This window comes from Nostoc sp., assembly GCF_036917775.1.
Lineage (GTDB): Bacteria > Cyanobacteriota > Cyanobacteriia > Cyanobacteriales > Nostocaceae > Nostoc.
Map to the genome: position 1 here is coordinate 52,957 of NZ_JBALEQ010000052.1, position 20,836 is coordinate 73,792.

General features: G+C 41.1%; 20 protein-coding genes and 2 pseudogenes. 11 read left to right on the top strand and 11 right to left on the bottom strand.

The window, feature by feature from the left end:
* Positions 1–101: 101 nt before the first annotated feature.
* Positions 102–1,268 (bottom strand): ferrochelatase, encoded by a 1,167-nt coding sequence (hemH, locus tag V7K69_RS08200; RefSeq protein ID WP_335033111.1) that lies wholly within the window; start codon positions 1,266–1,268, stop codon positions 102–104.
* Between the two features lie 94 nt (positions 1,269–1,362).
* Here hemH and V7K69_RS08205 point away from each other — a divergent pair, with 94 nt between their 5' ends.
* Positions 1,363–1,986 (top strand): class I SAM-dependent methyltransferase, encoded by a 624-nt coding sequence (locus V7K69_RS08205; RefSeq protein ID WP_335033113.1) that lies wholly within the window; start codon positions 1,363–1,365, stop codon positions 1,984–1,986.
* A 108-nt stretch (positions 1,987–2,094) separates the two neighbouring features.
* Here the strand turns inward: V7K69_RS08205 and V7K69_RS08210 are convergent, their stop codons facing one another.
* On the bottom strand, positions 2,095–2,862 hold the full coding sequence (locus V7K69_RS08210) for a circadian clock KaiB family protein (protein ID WP_163939652.1): 768 nt from the start codon (positions 2,860–2,862) through the stop codon (positions 2,095–2,097).
* Between the two features lie 193 nt (positions 2,863–3,055).
* Positions 3,056–4,339, bottom strand: coding sequence for a type IV pilus twitching motility protein PilT (locus V7K69_RS08215; protein WP_335033118.1), 1,284 nt, complete (start codon positions 4,337–4,339; stop codon positions 3,056–3,058).
* 733 nt (positions 4,340–5,072) lie between these two features.
* On the opposite strand from V7K69_RS08215, the gene V7K69_RS08220 reads away from it, so the two are divergent.
* Both V7K69_RS08220 and wecB read left to right on the top strand, forming a co-directional pair.
* Positions 5,073–5,447 (top strand): hypothetical protein, encoded by a 375-nt coding sequence (locus tag V7K69_RS08220; RefSeq protein ID WP_335033120.1) that lies wholly within the window; start codon positions 5,073–5,075, stop codon positions 5,445–5,447.
* Between the two features lie 255 nt (positions 5,448–5,702).
* Positions 5,703–6,833 (top strand): non-hydrolyzing UDP-N-acetylglucosamine 2-epimerase, encoded by a 1,131-nt coding sequence (gene wecB, locus V7K69_RS08225; RefSeq protein ID WP_335033122.1) that lies wholly within the window; start codon positions 5,703–5,705, stop codon positions 6,831–6,833.
* A gap of 256 nt (positions 6,834–7,089) precedes the next feature.
* Here wecB and V7K69_RS08230 read toward each other — a convergent pair whose 3' ends face one another.
* Positions 7,090–7,761, bottom strand: a complete 672-nt coding sequence (locus tag V7K69_RS08230) for a peptidoglycan-binding domain-containing protein (RefSeq protein ID WP_335033124.1) — start codon at positions 7,759–7,761, stop codon at positions 7,090–7,092.
* 79 nt (positions 7,762–7,840) lie between these two features.
* Complete coding sequence (locus V7K69_RS08235; RefSeq protein ID WP_335033127.1) at positions 7,841–8,185, bottom strand: cyclic nucleotide-binding domain-containing protein; 345 nt, start codon at positions 8,183–8,185, stop codon at positions 7,841–7,843.
* A 548-nt stretch (positions 8,186–8,733) separates the two neighbouring features.
* Here V7K69_RS08235 and V7K69_RS08240 point away from each other — a divergent pair.
* The 3 genes from V7K69_RS08240 (at position 8,734) to V7K69_RS08250 (ending at position 11,955) form a co-directional block, all read left to right on the top strand.
* Positions 8,734–9,771, top strand: coding sequence for an NADP(H)-dependent aldo-keto reductase (locus V7K69_RS08240; protein WP_335033129.1), 1,038 nt, complete (start codon positions 8,734–8,736; stop codon positions 9,769–9,771).
* A gap of 137 nt (positions 9,772–9,908) precedes the next feature.
* Complete coding sequence (locus V7K69_RS08245) at positions 9,909–11,036, top strand: aryl-sulfate sulfotransferase (protein WP_335033131.1); 1,128 nt, start codon at positions 9,909–9,911, stop codon at positions 11,034–11,036.
* Positions 11,037–11,283: 247 nt separating this feature from the next.
* A complete protein-coding gene (locus tag V7K69_RS08250; RefSeq protein ID WP_335033133.1) occupies positions 11,284–11,955 on the top strand; it encodes a glutathione S-transferase family protein in 672 nt (223 codons plus the stop codon).
* Positions 11,956–12,138: 183 nt separating this feature from the next.
* Here V7K69_RS08250 and V7K69_RS08255 read toward each other — a convergent pair whose 3' ends face one another.
* From V7K69_RS08255 to nrdJ (V7K69_RS08265), 3 genes and pseudogenes are all read right to left on the bottom strand, one after another.
* Entirely contained in the window at positions 12,139–13,152 is a 1,014-nt protein-coding gene (locus V7K69_RS08255; protein ID WP_335033135.1) for a zinc-dependent alcohol dehydrogenase family protein, read from the bottom strand.
* 144 nt (positions 13,153–13,296) lie between these two features.
* Positions 13,297–14,370: pseudogene (nrdJ, locus tag V7K69_RS08260) on the bottom strand (ribonucleoside-triphosphate reductase, adenosylcobalamin-dependent); the annotation flags it as partial.
* Between the two features lie 309 nt (positions 14,371–14,679).
* Positions 14,680–15,909 (bottom strand): annotated as a pseudogene (nrdJ, locus tag V7K69_RS08265) (ribonucleoside-triphosphate reductase, adenosylcobalamin-dependent); the annotation flags it as partial.
* 257 nt (positions 15,910–16,166) lie between these two features.
* On the opposite strand from nrdJ (V7K69_RS08265), the gene V7K69_RS08270 reads away from it, so the two are divergent.
* From V7K69_RS08270 to V7K69_RS08285, 4 genes are all read left to right on the top strand, one after another.
* Positions 16,167–16,676, top strand: coding sequence for a GNAT family N-acetyltransferase (locus tag V7K69_RS08270; protein WP_335033137.1), 510 nt, complete (start codon positions 16,167–16,169; stop codon positions 16,674–16,676).
* A complete protein-coding gene (locus tag V7K69_RS08275) occupies positions 16,673–17,182 on the top strand; it encodes a GNAT family N-acetyltransferase (RefSeq protein WP_335033139.1) in 510 nt (169 codons plus the stop codon). Before V7K69_RS08270 ends, V7K69_RS08275 begins: the two co-directional genes overlap by 4 nt.
* A 156-nt stretch (positions 17,183–17,338) precedes the next feature.
* On the top strand, positions 17,339–17,755 hold the full coding sequence (locus V7K69_RS08280) for a XisH family protein (protein WP_335033141.1): 417 nt from the start codon (positions 17,339–17,341) through the stop codon (positions 17,753–17,755).
* Positions 17,743–18,078 carry a XisI protein gene (locus V7K69_RS08285; protein ID WP_335033143.1) on the top strand — a complete coding sequence of 112 codons (336 nt, stop codon included), beginning with the start codon at positions 17,743–17,745 and terminating at the stop codon, positions 18,076–18,078. The genes V7K69_RS08280 and V7K69_RS08285 overlap by 13 nt, the downstream gene beginning before the upstream one ends.
* Positions 18,079–18,151: 73 nt before the next feature.
* Here V7K69_RS08285 and V7K69_RS08290 read toward each other — a convergent pair whose 3' ends face one another.
* The 3 genes from V7K69_RS08290 to V7K69_RS08300 form a co-directional block, all read right to left on the bottom strand.
* Entirely contained in the window at positions 18,152–19,534 is a 1,383-nt protein-coding gene (locus tag V7K69_RS08290; protein WP_335033145.1) for an AtzE family amidohydrolase, read from the bottom strand.
* Between the two features lie 9 nt (positions 19,535–19,543).
* On the bottom strand, positions 19,544–20,170 hold the full coding sequence (locus tag V7K69_RS08295; RefSeq protein ID WP_335033147.1) for a DUF4328 domain-containing protein: 627 nt from the start codon (positions 20,168–20,170) through the stop codon (positions 19,544–19,546).
* 89 nt (positions 20,171–20,259) lie between these two features.
* Complete coding sequence (locus V7K69_RS08300) at positions 20,260–20,448, bottom strand: DUF4089 domain-containing protein (RefSeq protein WP_335033149.1); 189 nt, start codon at positions 20,446–20,448, stop codon at positions 20,260–20,262.
* 72 nt (positions 20,449–20,520) lie between these two features.
* On the opposite strand from V7K69_RS08300, the gene V7K69_RS08305 reads away from it, so the two are divergent.
* Positions 20,521–20,802 (top strand): glutaredoxin family protein, encoded by a 282-nt coding sequence (locus tag V7K69_RS08305; protein WP_335033151.1) that lies wholly within the window; start codon positions 20,521–20,523, stop codon positions 20,800–20,802.
* The last annotated feature ends 34 nt before the right edge of the window (positions 20,803–20,836 follow it).

Consider the following 20,836-nt stretch of genomic DNA (forward strand, 5'->3'; position numbering starts at 1 on the left):
ACAAGGCGGACAAGGGGGAATTATTGAACAAGTCTCTCCTTTGTCTCCCCTCTCTTCCTTGTCTACCTTGTCTCTTCTCCATTCCCAATTCCCAATTCCCTTTATTGCAAAAGCCCAATCATGTGCAAGAAGCCGTGACCAGTAATTAGCTCAATGATTAAGGCGATAAAGCCCAACATAGCAATTCGACCATTCCAGACTTCAGCACTAGTTGTTAGACCCCATTCCCAACGCTCTTGAGGGTACATTTTCACCATTTTTTTCATTTGGGCAGCTTGCGAAAGCTTGAAGCTGGGGTTTTTCAGCGCATCAATTACTAAGTCTGCAAGTGCATTAATAAATACTGGATGAGTATTAGGAGCAGGAACACGGCGGAAGTTGTGAATTCCTGATTCTTCTGCGACTTCCCGATACTCAATATCAATTTCTTGCAGTGTCTCAATATGCTCTGAGACAAAACTGATAGGCACGACAACCAAATCTTTTACGCCTTGTCCGCCTAGTTCTTTGAGCGCATCTTCAGTATAGGGTTGGAGCCATTCTACTGGGCCGACGCGACTTTGGTAAGCTAAAGTATGGGCATTGGGACGATTGAGAGTCTGCATAATCAGAGCAGTACATTCCTCAATTTCTTGCTGGTAAGGGTCGCCAGCCTCTTCAACGTAGCTTTTCGGAACGCCGTGAGCGCTAAAGAATATATGAACCTCGTCTGGATTAGGAAACTGCTCAAGTTCTTGGGCTATCAGTTCCGCCATTGCTTGGAGATAGCCTGGTTGTTTGTACCAAGAAGGAATAACGGTGTATTCAATGGGCTGAAGTTTTGGGTCTTCTTGCCAAAGTTTATCTAAAAGCCTAAAGCTGGAACCACTAGTACTGATAGAAAACTGGGGATATAGTGGTAATATCACTAGGTGTTCTATATTGTCTTGGGTAATCTGTGCGATCGCTTCTTCTGTATAGGGATGCCAATAACGCATTCCCACGTAGATATTGGCTTCTTGCCCTAAATAACCCAACTGTTCTTTTAAAGCTTCCCCTTGCGCTTCTGTAATCCGCCGCAATGGGGAACCACCACCGATTTGCTTATAATTTTCTTGAGATGTTCTGGTTCGCCGCGAGGCAATAAACCAGGCTAGGGGCTTTTGCAACCAGCTAAACGGTAGGCGAATAATTTCTGGATCGGAAAATAGATTATACAAAAACGGCCCGACATCTTCTAGCTTATCAGGGCCACCGAGATTGAGTAATAAAACGCCTACACGACCCATAGCAGTTACTTTCCCCCAATCTTTTCAGATTTTTTACTAATGTTAACAATATATCTTTATTAAATAATAAAGCTTAATAGCAAGGAAATATGCAATGGCAACAATTTTAAGGGATTGGAGTTACCGCTATCAGTGGCTTTATGATAGCATCTCTCGTTTAGCAGCCTTAAGTGTAGGTGGTGAAGCCCGTTTTCGGCAACTTGCTTTGCAAGCCTTAACAATTCACTCAGATACTCAGGTTTTAGATTTATGTTGCGGCAGTGGTCAGACGACGCAAGTTTTAGTAAAACTTTCACAAAATGTAACAGGATTGGATGCTTCACCTAAGTCTTTGCAACGGGCGCGGCTAAATGTCCCGGAAGCGTCTTATGTCGAAGCTTTTGCCGAGGAGATGCCATTTGCAGATAATCAGTTTGATGTGGTGCATATCAGCGTTGCATTACATGAAATGCAGCCTCAGCAATTACGAAAAATTATTAATGAAGTTTATCGAGTGCTGAAGCCAGGAGGGGTATTTACACTAGTGGATTTTCACGCTCCAACAAATCCGATATTGTGGCCTGGGATATCACTGTTTTTGCTGTTGTTTGAGACGGAAACAGCTTGGCAATTGTTGAAAACGGATTTAGCTGGATTGTTAACTGAGACTGGGTTTGATGTCAGTAAGCCAATTTTATATGCAGGTGGTAGTTTGCAAGTTATACAGGCAAGGAAGTGAGATATAACTAAGGCGATCGCTGTAGCTTTTTATTGGGGACTTCCAATAAAAAAAATATCCTATCGCTGTGTAGGCAGGTACTTTTAACGCTCAATTTCGTTATAAAACTTAAAATTTTTCCTTAGCAGCTAACATCTGTAAAATCTTTTCTACATGATCCAACTCTCCAACGATTCGCCGAATTGGGTGCGGCCAAACTTTGACAAGGGTAGGAGTTGCAGAAACTTGATTGAGTTCTGCTTGTTCTGGATGACTTAAAACATCAATTACTTTCAAAGTATAAGGATGTCCCAGCGATCGCTCCAACAATTCATGTAAATTTTGCAGAATGCGTTCAGTGGTACTGCTATGTCCTGCAACAAACAAGCGGAGAACATAGCCTTGTGTGATTACTTCCTTTTTTTGTACTATTACTGGCTGGTGGTATTTTGGCACAGGTTCAGAAAGGTCTAGACGAACAATTAAATCATGATCTTCCCAAAGCTGCCCAAATGAAGAACGATAAGATGTTAATACCATGCGATCGCACAACCCTTCTTGCCAAGGAGCAGCTTGCCATACTAACTCCCCTGTACCAAAAATGGCATTAAGCAAAGCTTGATGTCTAATTACAGCCGGATAAGCTTCAGCAAAAGTTCGCACTTGTTGAGTGCGCGGATCTAACCAGTGGTCAATAGTGGCAGTATAACAAGGCACTAAAAAGTGCGGTGGCTCTGGCAAATCTAGAATTTCTTGCAAAGCCGAACACAAATGCAAGTGCCATCGACCTTGTTTGCTAGGGTCGATGCAGTAAATTAAATCTCCTCCAGGTGTAAATAGGGCAATGCCTTTAAACAACTGGGGTGTAGATAGTTTGTTTGTTGTCAAGTTATTCACAACGGCTAGGAAGCTAAAAGTAAAAATTCTCTCTTTTACCTTTTACCTTAGCTATAACCGTAACCAGGATCAGAAAAATATTTGGGATTGGGGGATGAGGGGACAAGAGGTGAGAACTTGAAACAAGTCTTTCCCCTTGTCTCCTTGTCTCCTTGTCCCCTTGTTCCCAAGTCCTCTTCCCAATTCCCAAATCTTAAACTCTACCTCGGAGAAACTGTGCCATTTCATTAGGAGTTGGCGACATTTCCAAAGCAGTTTCTTCAGTGATGCGGCCCTCTTGATAGAGATTGAGCAACGACTGATTCATCGTAATCATGCCGTCAAAGCCAGCTTGTTTCATCAACTCGCCAATTTCATCATACTTACCGTCTTTGATCCATTCTTTAATAGCCTCAGTATTGATCAGCACATCGTGGAAAGCAGCTCGCTTCCCGTCAGTTGTGCGGCACAAACCTTGAGCAATTACCGCTACTAAAGACTCAGAAATTGCTACTCGCATTGCATCCTGTTCGTCACCAGAGTAGAGGTTGAGAATCCGTTCAATGGTTTTAACCGCGCTATTGGTGTGTAGGGTTCCCATGACCAAGTGACCAGTCTGAGCAGCTTTTAGGGCGGTGTTAACTGTTTCCTTATCCCGCATTTCCCCCACCAGAATCAAATCTGGATCTTCCCGCAAAGCTGCTTTCAAAGCGTTGTCAAATTTCCGGGTATGCATTCCCACTTCCCGTTGTTTGACTAAAGATTTGCGGCTTTGATGGATAAATTCGATTGGGTCTTCAATGGTAATGATATGCTTGGCCATTTCCTTATTGATGTAGTCAACCATCGCTGCCATTGTGGTGGACTTACCAGAACCAGTGGGCCCAGTTACCAAAATTAAACCTTTGTGGTGATGACAAATATCCCGAAAAACTGGGGGTAATCTCAACTGTTCCATAGTTAAGATTTTCAGAGGAATCAACCGCAACACCATTGCAGGCCCTCTAAGAGTGCCAAAAACATTAATCCGCACGCGAGCAAAGTCATATTGAGTTGCTCCGTCAAATTCTAAGTGTTCTTCAAAACGCTGAATTTCCGCCTCAGTCATTACCTCCCGCAACCAATTCATAAAAGCTTCTTTACTGACTTCTGGATAATCCCATGATTGAATTTCTCCTCGGGTGCGGAAGCGCGGTACTTCACCGACACCTAAGTGCAAGTCAGAATATCCTTGATCGTAAGCTTCCCTAATTAACTTCTCTAAAGTGGGCCCCGCACTGCTGGTTTTAGGGAGAACTGAAGTAGGTATTGGCGGTGGACTAACCGGACGATGACCTGCAACAGGCGTGTTGGTACTCCTATCCATTGACATATCCAATGTTTGTGTCATCTGCCTCTGCGTACTAAAGGTTGGCGGAGGTGGTGGCATTGGGGGCATTGGGGGCAAGTTACGTTCGGTAACAGGGCTAGAATTTGATGGAGACTGTGATTCTGTCATATATCTTCACATTTGGCAGGTAAAAATTTGAATTAGTGAGAAGTCAAGTCACTTACTTCGATGACTTTTGGAAAATGCTTGCGTGCAAGCCCTAGTGGTGATGGGAGGCGATTGAAAATCTAGAACCACGGTCAATCCATTTCATCCACCTAAACTGGTATCTTTTTTTCTTTAGATTCCGCTACTCAGAAGATTTAGAAAAATTATTTAATCTATATATCATGGTTTAACACACTTAGTAGCTAATAACGCCTCAGCAAAATTTCATAGATTGTATGGTGCTTTATAATACTTTTCACAAAATATGAATATTCTCAGCCATTAAATGAGAAATTTATCTTGGGCATGAATCCAAATTGCCAGCAATTAACAGCATAAATACTAACTATTCATTTATTCAGCCCGTCTATCAATTATGAGAAGCTCTATCAATTTTTATAAGAAATGTTAAGCTTAGTAGGAGCAATATCTGGGGATCAACGTTAAAAGCCCATACATTTTAGGTTATATATCTGAAGACAGATGCAGAAAGCAAGTTATTCTAATAGATATAAACTTGGTTTTATATCCACAATTACAAAAAACTAACTGTAAACTTTAGTAACTAAATGCTCATTTTTCCGATTAGTTTTTATATACTGAATTTCACTGAGAAACAAATCAGTTAACTCGCCGTTAAAGCGAGATTTCACTGAAATTAAAAATTGCTGTGTATTTTTGGGAGGAAAAGTCAATGGTTTCTGCTCAAAGCTCTAATCTAGGAAAGACCTACTCCTTGTTGATGATTAAAAGCTTTTTAATATGGACTTTTACATTAGCAGTATGCTTGTTGGTTGTCGGTTTTCCATTAGTTGTCTTGATGGCTACGGTTGGATGTCTGTTATCGATCATCTTGCAATCTGTGATGCCTGTTAGTGCTGTTTTGCTTGTAGCAGGTGCTTTAATCATGTTTAATGTCATGGCAGTTGTATTTGCTGCGGGTGTGCTAACTATTAAAGGAGTTCATCCCAGTGACGTTAAATGGTTAAGCTGGCTGCATGGAGAGGCAGACCAAATGCAGACTACTGTCTATGCTGCTTGCCCTTTAACTTGTGAGATTAAAATGTAGTCATCACAGGTGAATACGACAAACAGTGCGTCTGCCCGGTTAAGCCGGGTTTTTTCATGCTCTTTAATAATGATGTGATTACAATTTAATTCGATATACAGTTCATCTACCCGATTAAGCCGGGTTTTTTCATGCCTTTTATATAATTTTTCCTTTTATATTTATGATTTGTGTAATGATTGACCGTCAACTATTGACTATTGATCATAGACCATTGACTATAACCATTGGCAAATGACAGATGATTAATGACCAATGACTAATCAAAAACGGGTTTGCATTATTTTGGGTACTCGTCCCGAAGCGATTAAACTTGCTCCAGTAATTCAGATTTTCCAGAAGTCTTCAGCTTTTGAGTCGCAAGTAATCCTAACTGGACAGCATCGGGAGATGGTTGAGCAAGTTATGCAGCTGTTCAACATCAAAGCAGATTATGATTTGGAAATTATGCAGGTTCAGCAATCTCTAAATGATATTACCTGCCGTAGTTTACAAGGGTTAGAAACGTTATTTAAAGAGAAAAAGCCAGATTTAGTGGTGGTACAGGGAGATACGACAACTGCTTTTGCCGCAGCTTTGGCAGCTTTTTATCAAAAGATCCCTATTGGTCATGTAGAAGCAGGTTTAAGAACTGATGATATCTTTAATCCTTACCCAGAAGAAGCTAATCGACGGTTGATTTCTCAAATTACTCAGTTGCACTTTGCGCCAACTCCTTGGGCTGTGGAAAATTTGCACCGTTCTGGTGTTTTGGGTGAAATTCACATGACGGGTAATACGGTAATTGATGCGCTGTTGAATGTAGCTGCAACCCAAGCTGTTTGTAATGTACCAGGCTTAGACTGGGATTCATACCGCGTTCTGTTAGCAACAGTTCATCGGCGGGAGAATTGGGGAGAACCTCTGCAAGCGATCGCTCAGGGGTTTTTACAAATCTTAGACAAGTTCCCTGATACAGCAATGCTCTTACCGTTACACCGCAATCCCACAGTGCGAATCCCGTTGCAAGAGCTTTTGGGGAATCATCCCCGAATTTTCTTGACGGAACCTCTAGATTATGGCGAACTGGTGGGAGCAATTGGGCGATCGCATCTTTTGCTCACTGACTCTGGTGGTTTGCAAGAAGAAGCCCCTAGTTTGGGAAAACCAGTACTGGTTTTGAGAGATACTACCGAAAGACCAGAGGCTGTTGTAGCCGGTACAGCCAAACTTGTAGGCACTACGAGTGAGAAGATTTTTGCATCTGCGGCTGAGTTACTAAGCGATCCAGATGCCTATGAAGCAATGGCAAATGCAATTAATCCCTTTGGGGATGGTCATGCAGCAGAGCGCATTTTGCAGATTGTACAAAATTACTTGGGTGTTTCATCCGAAATATCAACTTAGATTAAACAAAATACAAAATTTTTGTTTTTCAGGGTGTATAAAATCGGCTTTTCTTATTGCAATTAAACACAGTTTCAATGTTCTGATGTGAGCATCTTGCCCGCTTAAAGACGGGCTAGATGTTCTGTTGGCGCAGCGTCTCTGATAAGAAAAGTTTTAGATTAAAACTTCCTTAGTTTAGATTTCTAAGAAAATAGGTAGAACCTAGAAATGAGATTTTTCAAAAGTTGCTGGTTGATGAAATTGTCTCTAACTTTTAGATACCCAGAGCGGCTCTAGTTTCGGGCCCCACCGTACCATCTACAAGTAAACCTTTACTTGCCTGAAAGCTTCGGACTTGGTTAACAGTTTCTTGACCATAAACTCCATCAACTCTAAGATTACCTAAAGCTGTCTGAACGTCTCTTACAAGCTGACCTCTAGAACCACGGGTCAGAATAACTGAACCACCAACGCCACCAGGTCTACTAGTCACAGGAGGATTGTTAGGTTTATCAGCAACCCATCGGGCATAAACATATCTACCCGTGGAAAGCCGAGCAAAACCGTTTTCATACCTCTCAATCGCTGGAAGTGTTGCACCATTTGATACACAATCAATATAAGAGTAGTTGGTGCTTGGGCCTGTACGGATACGCAAACAACTGCCGTTAGTCTTTACATAAGCAGCCGAACTTATTTGAATTTGGGTAGCAGCAATAAGTAATACACCAACACCCGCTAAAGCCAACCAAGCTGAAGATTTAAGTAGTTTTTTCCAATTGAACTTAGTTTTGCTGTTTGCAGATACCTGTTTTTCAGCAATAACTATGTTAGAAGATTTAAGAGGTTCTTTCCCATTTAATTGAGATTTAGGGAGATTATATTTGGTGTTTCCAGATGCCTCTTCTTGAGCAATAAACATGTGAGAATAAGCAAGATATTCCATAATGCAGCCCTTTATATGAAAAAATGAGTAGTCTACAGAGAATTACTTGAATCTTCTCTGTATTTATTCTTAGTATATTTTATATCCCTGCTCTTTCAAAGGTTTTTGCTGGTAGCGGAATTAAGAAAGAATAAAATCTGAGTATATCTGCATCGATCTGCATAGCACTGTCTGGAATCTGCACAGATTCGGTTATGGTTGTGATGTTATCTCCTAAAATTATGGGCATACCTACCATGCCTTCATTGCTAACTAAACCAACTTCCACAGTTGAGCCATCTTCCATAGTGGTAATTATAGAAACTACTGCCTTATTAGGAAAATAGACCTGTGCGATCGGTTCGCCTGCTTCATAAAGTACTTGCCGATTTGAGAGCTTAACCAGCTTCAGATAGGGGACAAGACGCTCATAATCATTGAGCAACAAAAATTTTTGGTTACACCAGTCCTTACAACCATAAGTCTTTATCGTTGCGATCGGATATTGTAACCTTTCCCGATAAACTCGGTATATTTTGATTGTTCACGAAAATAATATACTTTTCTAGAAGCATCTTAACATGAACATTTATTAAGACTTAATTCCAGAATAATCTTAAGATTTTTGATATACTACGGTAAATCAACTAACTTATAGTAGTATATGCTAAGACTAAAACAGTCCAAACCACAAAAACCCAATAAAAGCAAGTACTTTGTACTACAATTTTAGATTTTATGACTCCACAAACTATCTTACTTATCGGGTTGCTTTATGCAATAATAAGCAACTGCATCCATTAACTACAGCTTGCCTATCGATTTTTAGTAATATTAGCAAAATAATATTCTGCTGAAAAATTTATATTGGCTTGGTGCCAAACTAAGCGTTGTTTGAAGCTAAGTTAATTAAAAATAATAATATAGTTGACAAAGTGTAAAATCCCAATAAAAATATCACTGTTAAATCAAACAGAATAACAACGCGAAAAAATGAAGTATAACCAGCTTGGTAAGAGCGAATTAAAAGTTTCTGAAATTTGTCTGGGTACTATGACTTATGGACAGCAAAACACTATTGAAGAAGCCCATTCTCAGTTAGATTATTCTATTGCCCAAGGAGTCAACTTTATTGATGCGGCGGAGATGTACCCAGTTCCAACAAGTGCCGAAACTTATGGATTAACTGAAACTTACATTGGGGAATGGTTAAAGCGTCAACAAAGAGAACAACTGATTATAGCGACTAAAATTGCTGGCCCCGGACGTGGCTTTAAATGGTTACGTGGTGGAGCCAAAGCAATTGACCGTGATAATATAAAACAAGCTGTTGATGATAGTTTGAAAAGATTACAGACAGACTATATTGATCTATACCAAATCCACTGGCCCGATCGCTATGTGCCACGATTTGGGCAAACAGTATTTGATCCAGATCAAGTGGGAGAAACAGTTCCCATCGCTGAACAGCTAGCAGTTTTTGCCGATGTAATTAAGGCAGGAAAAATTCGCTATATCGGTTTGAGTAATGAGACACCTTGGGGAGTTGCCCAATTTAGTAACGCGGCAAAACAATTAGGATTGCCCAAAGTTGTCTCTATTCAAAATGCCTATAACTTACTGAATCGAGTATTTGATGGAGCCTTAGCAGAAGCAGTTTATTACGAAGAAATTGGATTACTAGCTTATAGTCCTTTGGCTTTTGGTTTATTGACTGGTAAATACCTAAATGGCAAACCAGAAAAAGCAAGATTCAGTTTATTTGAAAATTTTGGTCAACGCTACTTAAAACCAAAAGTCAGCGAAGCAGTAGGAGCTTATATACAAATTGCAAAACGCTATCAACTAAGCCCAGTGCATTTGGCTTTGGCATTTGTGCGGAGTCGTTGGTTTGTCCCTAGCACAATTATCGGTGCTACGACATTGGAACAACTCAAAGAGAATTTGGAAAGTGTAGATGTAGTTCTCAGTAAAGACATTTTGGAAGAGTTGGATATAGTTCATGCTCAGTCTCCAAACCCAGCACCATGAACAATTAAAAATTAAAAATTAGAAATTCAAACATTTTAGACAGTTCACCTCGTTACCAGGCTCCAGCCTGGTAATGCCTCCCTAGAGGCTCTGGCTCTCATTATTAGATTCAAAACTAGATATTTAGTAGTTAGGATATGACTTTTACAGCAACATTAATTGACCAGAATACTATTCGTCGTCGGGGTACTGGTTTAAGAGCTTACAATCCCGAAAAAGTATTCAAAGGATACACACTTTTCACGCCTCTGACAGGTCAAGGTGAAGTCTACCTTCTGAACTTGGAAGGAGAAGTAGTACACCAGTGGAATTTGCCTTATCCACCAGGATTATATGGTTATCTCTTGCCGAATGGAAACCTCTTTTATAACGGTAAAACTCCAGCAGAAGAACCACTACGTTTTGCTTTGTGGGCTGCGTTTAAAAGTGGTGTTGTTTTAGAGGCAGATCCCAAAGGAAATATTATTTGGGAATATAAGCATCCAGATCATCATCACGATGGGCGTAGACTAGCCAATGGCAACACGATTTTACTCGCCATTGAAAAAATACCTCAGTCGTTAGTACCTCGTATCAAAGGCGGTGTAACAGGTACAGAACCAGATGGGAATATATATGCGGATGTGCTTTATGAAGTGACTTCTGGAGGGGAAATTGTTTGGACTTGGCACGCCCACGAACACCTCGATCCAGATATATTTACCATTACGCCCCAGGATCATCGACACGAATGGACTCATGGAAATACCGTCGGGGAACTCGCTGATGGCAACATTATAGTGAGCTTTCGTAATATATCCACAGTTGTCATTATCGATCGCAAAACCGGAGAAATTATTTGGACTTTGGGCGATGATGTGCTAGCACAGCAGCACTTCCCGAACGAGCTAGCTAACGGTAATATCCTGATTTTCGACAATGGCGCACATCGCCGTAACGTCGCTCTCAATTTCTCCCGTGTGATTGAGGTAAATCGTCAAACGAAAGAGATAGTTTGGGAATACACCGACAACCCGCCCCAAAATTTCTTCAGTGCATACATATCAGGAGCGCAACGTTTAGCGAATGGCAACACCTTGATTACAGAAGGTGCTTACGGCCGAATATTCGAGGTGACAGTTGCAGGAGAGATTGTTTGGGAATACATCAATCCCCACTTTGCAACTCGGAATATTCCAGGTGAGAAGTCGCCAGTAACTCGTGGGGAGCAAAATACAGTTTTCCGCGCCTTTCGTTATGCACCTGAAGAGGTGCCCTGGCTTTAGGAGGAGGCAGAGGAAGCAGGGGAGCAGGGGGAGCAAGGGAAGAAAAACTATTGATTATTAGCCCATTTCCCAATCCCAAACTTTACCTAATAGTCAAATTTCAAAGTTTAGTTAGTGTCGAGAATTTTTTAAGCTTCACGTGCTTCAAAGGGGCTTCAGGACACTAACAATTTAAGATTTGGGATTTTGGATTCAAATTCAATTCCCAATGCCGATTAACAAGTCCTATTTATCAAGGTACTTAAACATGGCCCAAATTAAGGTATACAGTGCAGTTGTTTGTCCTTATGCTCACCGTACTCGTTTGGTACTCCAAGAGAAGGGCATTGACTTCGATTTGATTGAAATTGATTTGCAGAATAAGCCTGAAGGTTTTACCAAAGTTTCCCCTTATGGTAAAGTACCTGCACTAACTCATGGCGATAACCGAGTTTGGGAATCAGCAGTAATTAACGAATATCTTGATGAGGTATTTCCCAATCCACCACTGTTACCTAGCAGCCCCATTGCAAGGGCACAGGCTCGCATTTGGATCGATTTTGCTAACACCAGATTTGTCCACGCTTTTTCTACCCTTCTGCGGAGTTCAGATCCCCAAAAACAAGAAGAAGCTAAACAAGAACTATACAAACACCTGGAATTCATTGAAAACGAAGGTTTGGCAAAGCTTTCTGGGGAAGGCCCTTACTGGTTTGGTGAATCTATCAGTTTAGTCGATTTCACCTATTTCCCCTGGTTTGAGCGCTGGGCGGCACTGAAGCAGTATCGTGGTTTTGGAATACCAGAAGAGTTTACCCGTCTACGCCAGTGGAAACGTGCTTTGAAAGAGCGTGAATCTGTGAAAGCGATCGCCAACTCTAAGGAATTCTACATTGAGCGATATGCTAAATTCGCTGCGCCTACTCTCGCTGCTGTATAAACGTAATTAATAATTATGTTTCAAGTGGGAATTTAAACCCCACTTGAAACATAGAAGTAAACACTCAATACAGTTCGGTTAATGTTTTTTGATGGAAATTCTAGATCGTAAAGACACGATAAACCATCACAAAGACGCGATAAATCGCCGTCTCTTACCTTAACCGAACTTTAAAATTACGAATTACGAATTACGAATTACGACTTTACCAAAGTGAGTTGCATTTTTGAGATAACTGTAAGCTTCTTGTGCCTCAGTGAATGGGAAAACTCGATCAATAATTGGTTTGATTTGATGCTGTTGCATCGCCTGATTCATCGCCTCAAACATTTCCCGACTGCCGACATAAATACCCTGAACTGTTAAACTCTTAAAAATTATTGGCATGGGGTCAATTTCACTTCCTCTACCTGACAATACGCCAATCAAACTAATCCGTCCCCCAATACGAACTGCTTGTAGTGATTTTGGCAGAGTCCCTGCACCACCTACTTCTATTACATGATCTACACCTGTGCGATTAGTTAATTGATAAACTTGCTTTTCCCAATCTGGTGTTATTTTGTAGTTGATTGTCTCATCAGCACCAAGCTGTTTCGCTCGTGCTAATTTATCATCACTGCTAGAAGTAATAATCGCTCTAGCACCATGTATCTTGGCAAACTGGAGAGCAAAAATTGAAACTCCCCCAGTACCGAGTAATAAAACACTATCACCTGCGCTAATATTGCCCTTTGTCACTAGTCCGTGCCAAGCTGTGACTGCTGCACAGGGTAAAGTTGCCCCTTCAATGTAGGATAAATAATCAGGTAATATCACCAAACCATCTTGGTGTAATACGACATATTCAGCCAGCATTCCATCAATACCGCCTCCGAGATCGGATTTCATTTTCTCTTTGGTTAAAGAGCCATAAATCCAGTCTTGGAAGAAAATACCAGCGACGCGATCGCCTATTTTCACCCGTGTCACACCTTCCCCTACCGCCACGACTTCCCCCGCACCATCAGATAGGGGAATTAACGGATATTTTTGTCCAGCACCGTAAGCACCCTCCGCAACGAGTAAATCGCGGTAATTTAGGGATGTTGCTTTGACTTGGATGAGAACTTGTCCCGCAGTTGGTTTTGGTTCAGGGCGATCGACTAATGCGATCGCATCAATCCCGGCGTTGCTTTGAATTTCGTAAGCTTTCATTGTGTTAACCGAACCGTATTGACTGAGGAAGGGATAAAAGGCAAATTTTAGTTGGTATAAAAAAGCAGTGGTTAAATATTAAATTAAACCACTGCTTTTTATTGTAGATAAATATTGCCTACCCTAAGTTGATGTTATTTCACCTTATGAGCTTGGTTGCTGATCGGGAAACATACATTTATCAGAATCACAACCACTAGGGCCAGCCTCTGACATTTCACCTAAATCGTAGCGGCTTAAAACTGCACAGAAATCATCTGTTTTCCGCCGTGCTTTCACTTCTTGATTCAAGCGATCGTAGGTTGGTTTATCTATTGGTTCAAATGGCAAACGTGGGAATGATTGCAAGTCATCAAAACGAGCTAAAAGAGCTGCTGAAATATATCCCTGATCGCTCTGAATAGTTTCATAGATTTTCTGTCCCAAAGGTTCGATTTCATCAGAACGCAGTTCCAAAGTAGCTGATGTGTTGTGAGTCACATACCAGCGTTGAACCTGGAGGACAAAATCAAATTGTGCTAAGACTGAAAACTTAGAAACATCAATTTCATCAGCGCCTGGTAAATCTGCCCAAGAGACAGAAACCGGAATTTCTACTAACCATTCACTCACCCGTGAATCAAACGGATCGTTGAGCAAATTGCCCTGTTCATCTTTATCTGATTGCGAGGGAATGACATTGTAACCGTAGTCAATACAAGCTAAGGCTACTGGGTCATTTTTGCCGAAGGTGATGCGGCGAATAAATCTTTGGGCTTTGGGGGGATGCCATCCTGAACTAGCATTAGTTAACAAAGCCTTAGTACCACTTGGTTGGACTGTGGTACAGCGATTGGGACGTTTGAAATTATGGCGATCGCAATAATCCCAAACTACACGATGTACAATATCTCTCCAATAACTGAGATATTTTTCTTCCTCACGCTTGAAAGCTAATCCTTGGGGTGTTGCAGGTCTTCCTGCTTCCCACCAGCGCAGCCAATCAACACCAAAAGCATGGACAAAGAAATCAAATAAACCTGTAAAAGAAACTCCCACAATCGGATCTAATTCACGACTGTGTTGATAGCGTGGTTCTAAGAATTTGTGATTTAAAAGTGCCGCAACAGATAACGCCCCAGCAGTGAAAGCTTCTTCTTGTTCTTTGTAGTTACGTGGGTCGATTTGATTAAGGTGAACCTCTGACAAATTGCAGTGGAAATTACTACCAATGATTTCCAAGTTTGTTACCCTAGAGGCTTTTTATCCCCTAGTTCTACTGCTTGATTATTTGCAGTAGCTCCGCGTACCTTTTGCAGATGTGACTTCAGATAATAAAAGTGTTTCGGCTCCGCTCAACACAAGTATTTTTCACATCCACCCCCGCACTCTTGGAAAGATTATATTCTAGACACAAATTTCTGATTTCATCTAGTTTCACTCTCTACGCTGTACGGTGTCAAAGACTTTTTAATTCCTTTGATTACCACGGGATTAGCATCTCAGCTTTCCCCGTTTTTGCGAGGTTTTTAACGTGAGGCAAAATCACTTACCACACGGATTTAGCCCATAGCGAGCTAAACGATGTTCTAACTCATTAGCATCAAGATTTGAATAACGTTCTTCTAACCACTGTTTTGCTGTTCCTTGTTCATAAGCTTGTAAAAACTCAACTTTCAAAGCTTGTGTTGGCAGCAAATCAATGTTTGATCGCGCGACGGCTTCACCAGCCCATTGAATCGCTCCCTCGCCACTATAATACTGTTTGCGAACGGCATCAAGGCATTCTTCTAGGGTCGGCTTGCGGTGAAAAACTCTCGTATGGTTTGCCATTCTGAGTGCATCACGCTCTGGATCAATTCGCCAGTTGCCATTTTCATCTTGCTGCCATAAATTATCTTTGGCGGTGGCTGCTAGGCGATCGCCAGAATCAAACTGACGCATCCCCGCACTTCTTCGGATATTTCCTGCAACAATTGTTACAGCAGCTTGATCGATTAATAGACAACATTCAACTGAACTTAATTGTCGTCCTCTAGCTTTATTCAGGATGGAGGCACAACGCTGATACAGCCCGGGCAATTTCACCGGATTAGCAACTCCTCCAAAGCCGTTGAGAGTTTCTCCTGCTTTTCGGACATCACTGATATCAACTAATACTTCAACTTCTGCTGAAAACTGTACATTAGTGGAGAGTTCTAATAGGGCTTGATATGATTCAACCCAACCTTCACGGCTATCTCCCACGTGAATAGTGACGCTATTGCCTTCTATATGAGTTTCAGTATATTCACGTCGCTGTTGCACAGGAGTGCTGCCAATTTCACCTTTTACAGTGACATTCAGTTGATTACGGATAGGAGGTAACTGGTTAATAAATTGTGGTTCTAAGACGGCTCCAGTACCACAGCCCATCATTGCCAAATCCATCATTAATCCGAAGGCACTCCAGTCTTCGAGATTGGTAGAGGTGCAATTATAAGCGCCGGAAAAGTTTTTTGGTTTCGTTATCCAGTCTGTACCACCAACCCATAGCCAGCGTCCACTGGGCATAGCTTTCAAGTTGCGCTGCATCTTATCCAGTATTGCAGCTTCTTCTTGAGTGAGCTTTCCCAACTCGACTAAGCCGAGTAGAGTGCGATCGCATACCTCATCCCATGTTTCCCTTAATCCCGCCTTTGTGCGGCGGCTATAGGTTCTAAAAAATACGGGATTTGCAGCCGGTGCTGTTTCAGGAAACTTTGCACTCTGGCGTTTTCTTTCTAGCTCTCGAACCATATATTAAGTGTCTTGCGTTCTTGTTGCGTGCGGACAGATTATGACTATACGCCAAGTAGTTTTAGTATTAAAGATTGTCAAATTGTCCACTTTACGCTAGCTCTACTCAGCACTAATTACAACAGAAATTTATGATGTATAATGTCACTCGCCCTTGGGTAGGATCTCGATACGGGGTTTTAATTGGCACAGATTAACTTACAAGTAAATTCTCTTTATACCGATTTTTGTGCAATTACTTAGCGGAGGTATAAACTTTGCTTAAAATTATACAAGTAGAGACTGACGAACATAAATCTCATACACAGAAACTGTTTTGGGAATATTTTAATGAGACTAAGTTGATATTCAGCCATCAGTTCGGCATTAATTTAGATGCTAATACATTCTTTGAGCAATATATGACTCAACTTCATGAATTTATACCCCCTTCAGGATGCTTACTTTTGGCACAATACGAGGTAAAAGTAGCAGGCTGCGCTTGCTTGCGAAAAATTGGTGAAGATATTGGCGAAATTAAAAGGATGTATGTAAGACCAGAATTTCGCAGAAAAGGAATCGGTAGAGCATTATTAAGAACTATCGTCAATGAAGCTTCTAGTATTGGTTACTCAAAGATTCGTTTAGACAGCGCCCCTTTTGCAAAGGAAGCACATACACTTTATCGTGTATATGGCTTTCAGGATATCGAGCCGTATTTAGAAAAAACAGAGATTCCTTCAGAATATCGAGCAAACTGGGTTTTTATGGAATTAGTTTTAAAATGATCAATATCCGTTGTGAAACTCTGGCAGATTGTACAGTAATAGCTGAGGTGAATACATTAGCCTTTGGACAGGAAAATGAGGCTAAACTTGTGGAGAAAATTCGCCGTTCTGACCGCTACATTCCAGAACTTTCTCTGGTTGCAGAGGTTGAAAATGTTGTAGTTGGTCATATTTTATTCAGCTACATTAACCTGTTGAGTGAAGAAATACTACAGGTAATCGGTCTAGCACCTTTAGCGGTTCATCCACAGTTTCAACAACAAGGTATTGGTAGCGCACTGGTACAAGCAGGATTAGAAAAAGCAGATGCAAAGAAAGAAGCCGTAGTTGTTGTACTTGGTCATCCTCATTTCTATAATCGTTTTGGCTTTCAGCCTTCTGTTATTTATGAAATCGAGTCTCCTTTTCTAGTACCAGAGGATGTCTTCATGGTTAAAACACTGCAAAGCTATGAAAAAAAGTATAAAGGTAAGGTTGTTTATCCGGCTGCTTTTGAGGAAGTATAGTATTATTTACGCAAATATTTACAATCAATAGGTGAGGTGTGATTTTGGTAAACAGATGCTCGTGCGTTCGCACAATAGGTTTGTGCTGTCAAACTAAAGTCATGGTAGAGAAAATATTGCTATAATAATCGATAAAAAAGACTAAATTTTAAGTTGATGTCGGCTAAAGATATTTTTCATGATGCGGTTAGAAATGGCTTAGAAAAAGAGGGTTGGGTAATTACAGATGACCCATTAAGAATTCGAGTCGGTAGGGTTGATATGCAAATCGATTTAGGAGCCAAAAGAATCATAGCTGCTGAGAAAGGAGAAGAAAAGATCGCGGTTGAGATTAAGAGCTTTATTAGTCCGTCAAATATTTCTGAATTTCATACGGCATTGGGTCAATTTCTTAACTATCGTATAGCTTTGGAAGAACAGCAGCCTGAACGTGTTTTATATTTAGCAGTTCCACAGGGTGCTTATAAAACATTTTTTAACCTGCCATTTGTGGAAACTGTTATTGAGCGTTTTCAACTCAGCTTGCTAGTTTATGACTCTAACAATGAGGTGATTTTAGAATGGAAAAGATAGAACAATATCGCACATATATCCAAGACTTATTAACTGAATACGCTAAAGGAAGTCCATCGGATGATGAAGTGGAAACAGAACTAATCTTTGACACGGAACGGGATCATTATCAGGTTGTTTATACAGGTTGGAAAAATCGCACGCCGATGTATGGGTGCGTATTACATCTCGACATTAAGGACAACAAAATTTGGATACAGCATGATGGTACCGAGATTGGCATTGCTAATGAGTTAGTTAATTTAGGAGTCCCCAAAGAAGATATTGTTTTGGCATTTCATGAACCATTGGTGAGGCAATATACAGGATTTTCAGTTGGTTAAGTACATATTTATCTCCTGACTTTGTGAGAGATCACTTGATTATATCTATTAATAAATATTGCAAACGCTATAACTATACTATTGTTGAAACTACACCCTTTAGCTCTAACGCAGCCGCAACCCGTAAAATTAAAGCTTCATTATATGGTGCTGCTATCAATTGCACGCCTAAAGGTAAGGCATTTGGATGCTGAATTGGTACTGATAAAACGGGTAAGCCGATAAAAGATAATGGTTGAGTAAATAATCCTAAATGAGGACGGACAAGAATTTCTTCCCCATCCAAAATCATACTTTCTTGACCGATTAGGGGTGCAGAAATTGATGTCGTTGGGGCGAGAATCACATCGACATTTTGAAATAATTCTCGAACGCGATCGCGGTACCATTTTCTAAACCGTTGTGCTTGCAGATACCAGCTACTGGGAATTAACGCCCCAGCCAAAAAGCGATCGCGTGTTGCTGGATCAAAATCTTGAGGACGACATCGCAATTTTTCCAAATGCAGATTTGCGCCCTCGCTAGCTGTAATCACAAAAGCTGCTGCACGGGCGCGGTGTGCTTCTGGTATGGTTACATATTCAGTGACATTCAAAGCATCAGCTACCTTTTGCACTGCTACTAAAGCTTCTGGTTCTGCACCTTTGGTAAAATAATCAGCAGCAATGGCAATTCTGATATCAGAAATATCTTGATTAAGTTGTGGTAAAACCAATTCAGGCGGACGCTTTGTGCAAATTGGATCGCGATCGTCTTCTCCTTGAAGCACATCAAACACCGTAGCAATATCTTGCACCGAACGCGCAAAAGGGCCAATGTGGTCAAAACTGCTAGAAAATAAAGCTACCCCAGCACGAGATAACCTTCCATAGGTTGGCTTAAAACCAAAAACGCCACACAACGCCGCCGGAACCCGAATTGAACCATTAGTATCAGAACCCAGCGTCAGAGGTACTAACCCAGCAGCAACAGCCGCCGCCGAACCACCCGATGAACCACCAGCAACTCGCTGTAAATCATGTGGGTTGTGAGTAGCACCGTAATGGGAGTTTTCCGTAACAAATCCATAAGCGTACTCATCCATATTCAAAGCACCAATCAGCACAGCACCCGCTTTTTTCAGCTTCGCTACTGCTGTTGCATCTTGGGTAGCGGCTGGGTTCTCTGCATTGATTTTTGACCCTGCCAGAGTCGTTAAACCAGCAATATCGAAGAGATTTTTCACTGCAAAAGGCACACCAGCAAGCAAACCAGGATTATTACCTTGGGCAATTTCTTCGTCAATGCGAACTGCATCGATTAAAGCTGTCTCAGCAGTCACAGCCGTAAAACAGTTGAGTTGATGATCTCGCGCAGCGATTCGTGCGATCGCAGCTTTGGTAACTTCCACCGCGCTGACTTTGGCTGCACGCACCGCATCTGATATTGTTATGGCATCGGCAGAATCAAAATTCATGCTGGAATATTAGGAGATAGCACTTTTAGCTTTTTGAGTAATAGCAGTCCGCATAGTTTTTGCTAGTTGTAGCAAAATAGCCGTAAGACCTAAATCTAAAATACAAGAGAATAAAAACCAAAAGGGTAGAAATTTATCTTCGGGATTTTTAATAGCTTCTGTAAAAGCGAGCCGATTCACAAGATTTGACCCAATCATACAACCATATAGCGGCCCGATTAACGATCGCACTTGTTCACTCAAACGTGTTAAATCCTCACCTTCACCTTTAAATCGATCAGCAAAAGTAGATAACGTGTTGGCTATTCCCCACAGGCTATATATAGGAATTAAAAATCGCGCGATCGCACCTCCTGGCGTAATCGGATATTCCTTGAAAATATCCCTTAAATCGGCATGGAGACGATATAGCCAAATCATAAAAACAATGATTGAAATTAAACTAAAAAGTAATGTCACTATTGATAGCAGTGCATCCAGAGAAGCGAGTAGCTCATAAAGTGGCTTTGCTATTACTTGCAACAAAGACAATAGCGTAGAAGCAACACCAAATCCTAGCAGCACCCAAAGTAACCGCACCAACAATCTACCGATACTCGCAGACTTCAATGAAATAACAGCATTGAAATTATTCATCTGATTTTTCCAAGGTATAGTCGGCTATATCTTAGTATTGTTGGTTATATTGCAAACTCAGCAAAATTGCTTAAACATCAAAATAGCTCTTATGGTTCAAAAACTGGTGCAACTTCAATATCCTCTGGCAAAGGGAAAGAATTTACAATATTTGCGATCGCACTAATTCTCTCAAAATTTGCCACCACACCAGCACGATACTCATCTCTTATTTCTAGATCCAACAACAACGCCATAAGATCAACATACTCACCCACATCAAACCATTCTCTTCTCATCTCTCTTCCTTCGCGCCCTTCGCGCCTTCGCGGTTCGTTATTCTAAACTTATAACTTCTTACCCCAACTCAAATGCAATTAATCTTATACAGTAAACCCGGCTGTCATTTATGCGAAGGCTTACAAGAAAAGCTAGAACAAATTCAAAATCTCAGTTTCGAGTTGGAAGTTAGGGATATTACGACTCGTGAAGATTGGTTTGCTGTGTATGAGTATGAAGTGCCGGTACTTTATTTATCGAACCGCCAAGGCGCAGAGGACGCAGAGGGGAGTGAGAAATTATTGCCACGTCCTTCTCCTCGTGCTAGTGTGCAACAGTTGGAGCAAATGTTGCGTAAGTATTTAGCCAATTAGAAAAAAATAATGCAGAATAAGCGCAAGATTAAGA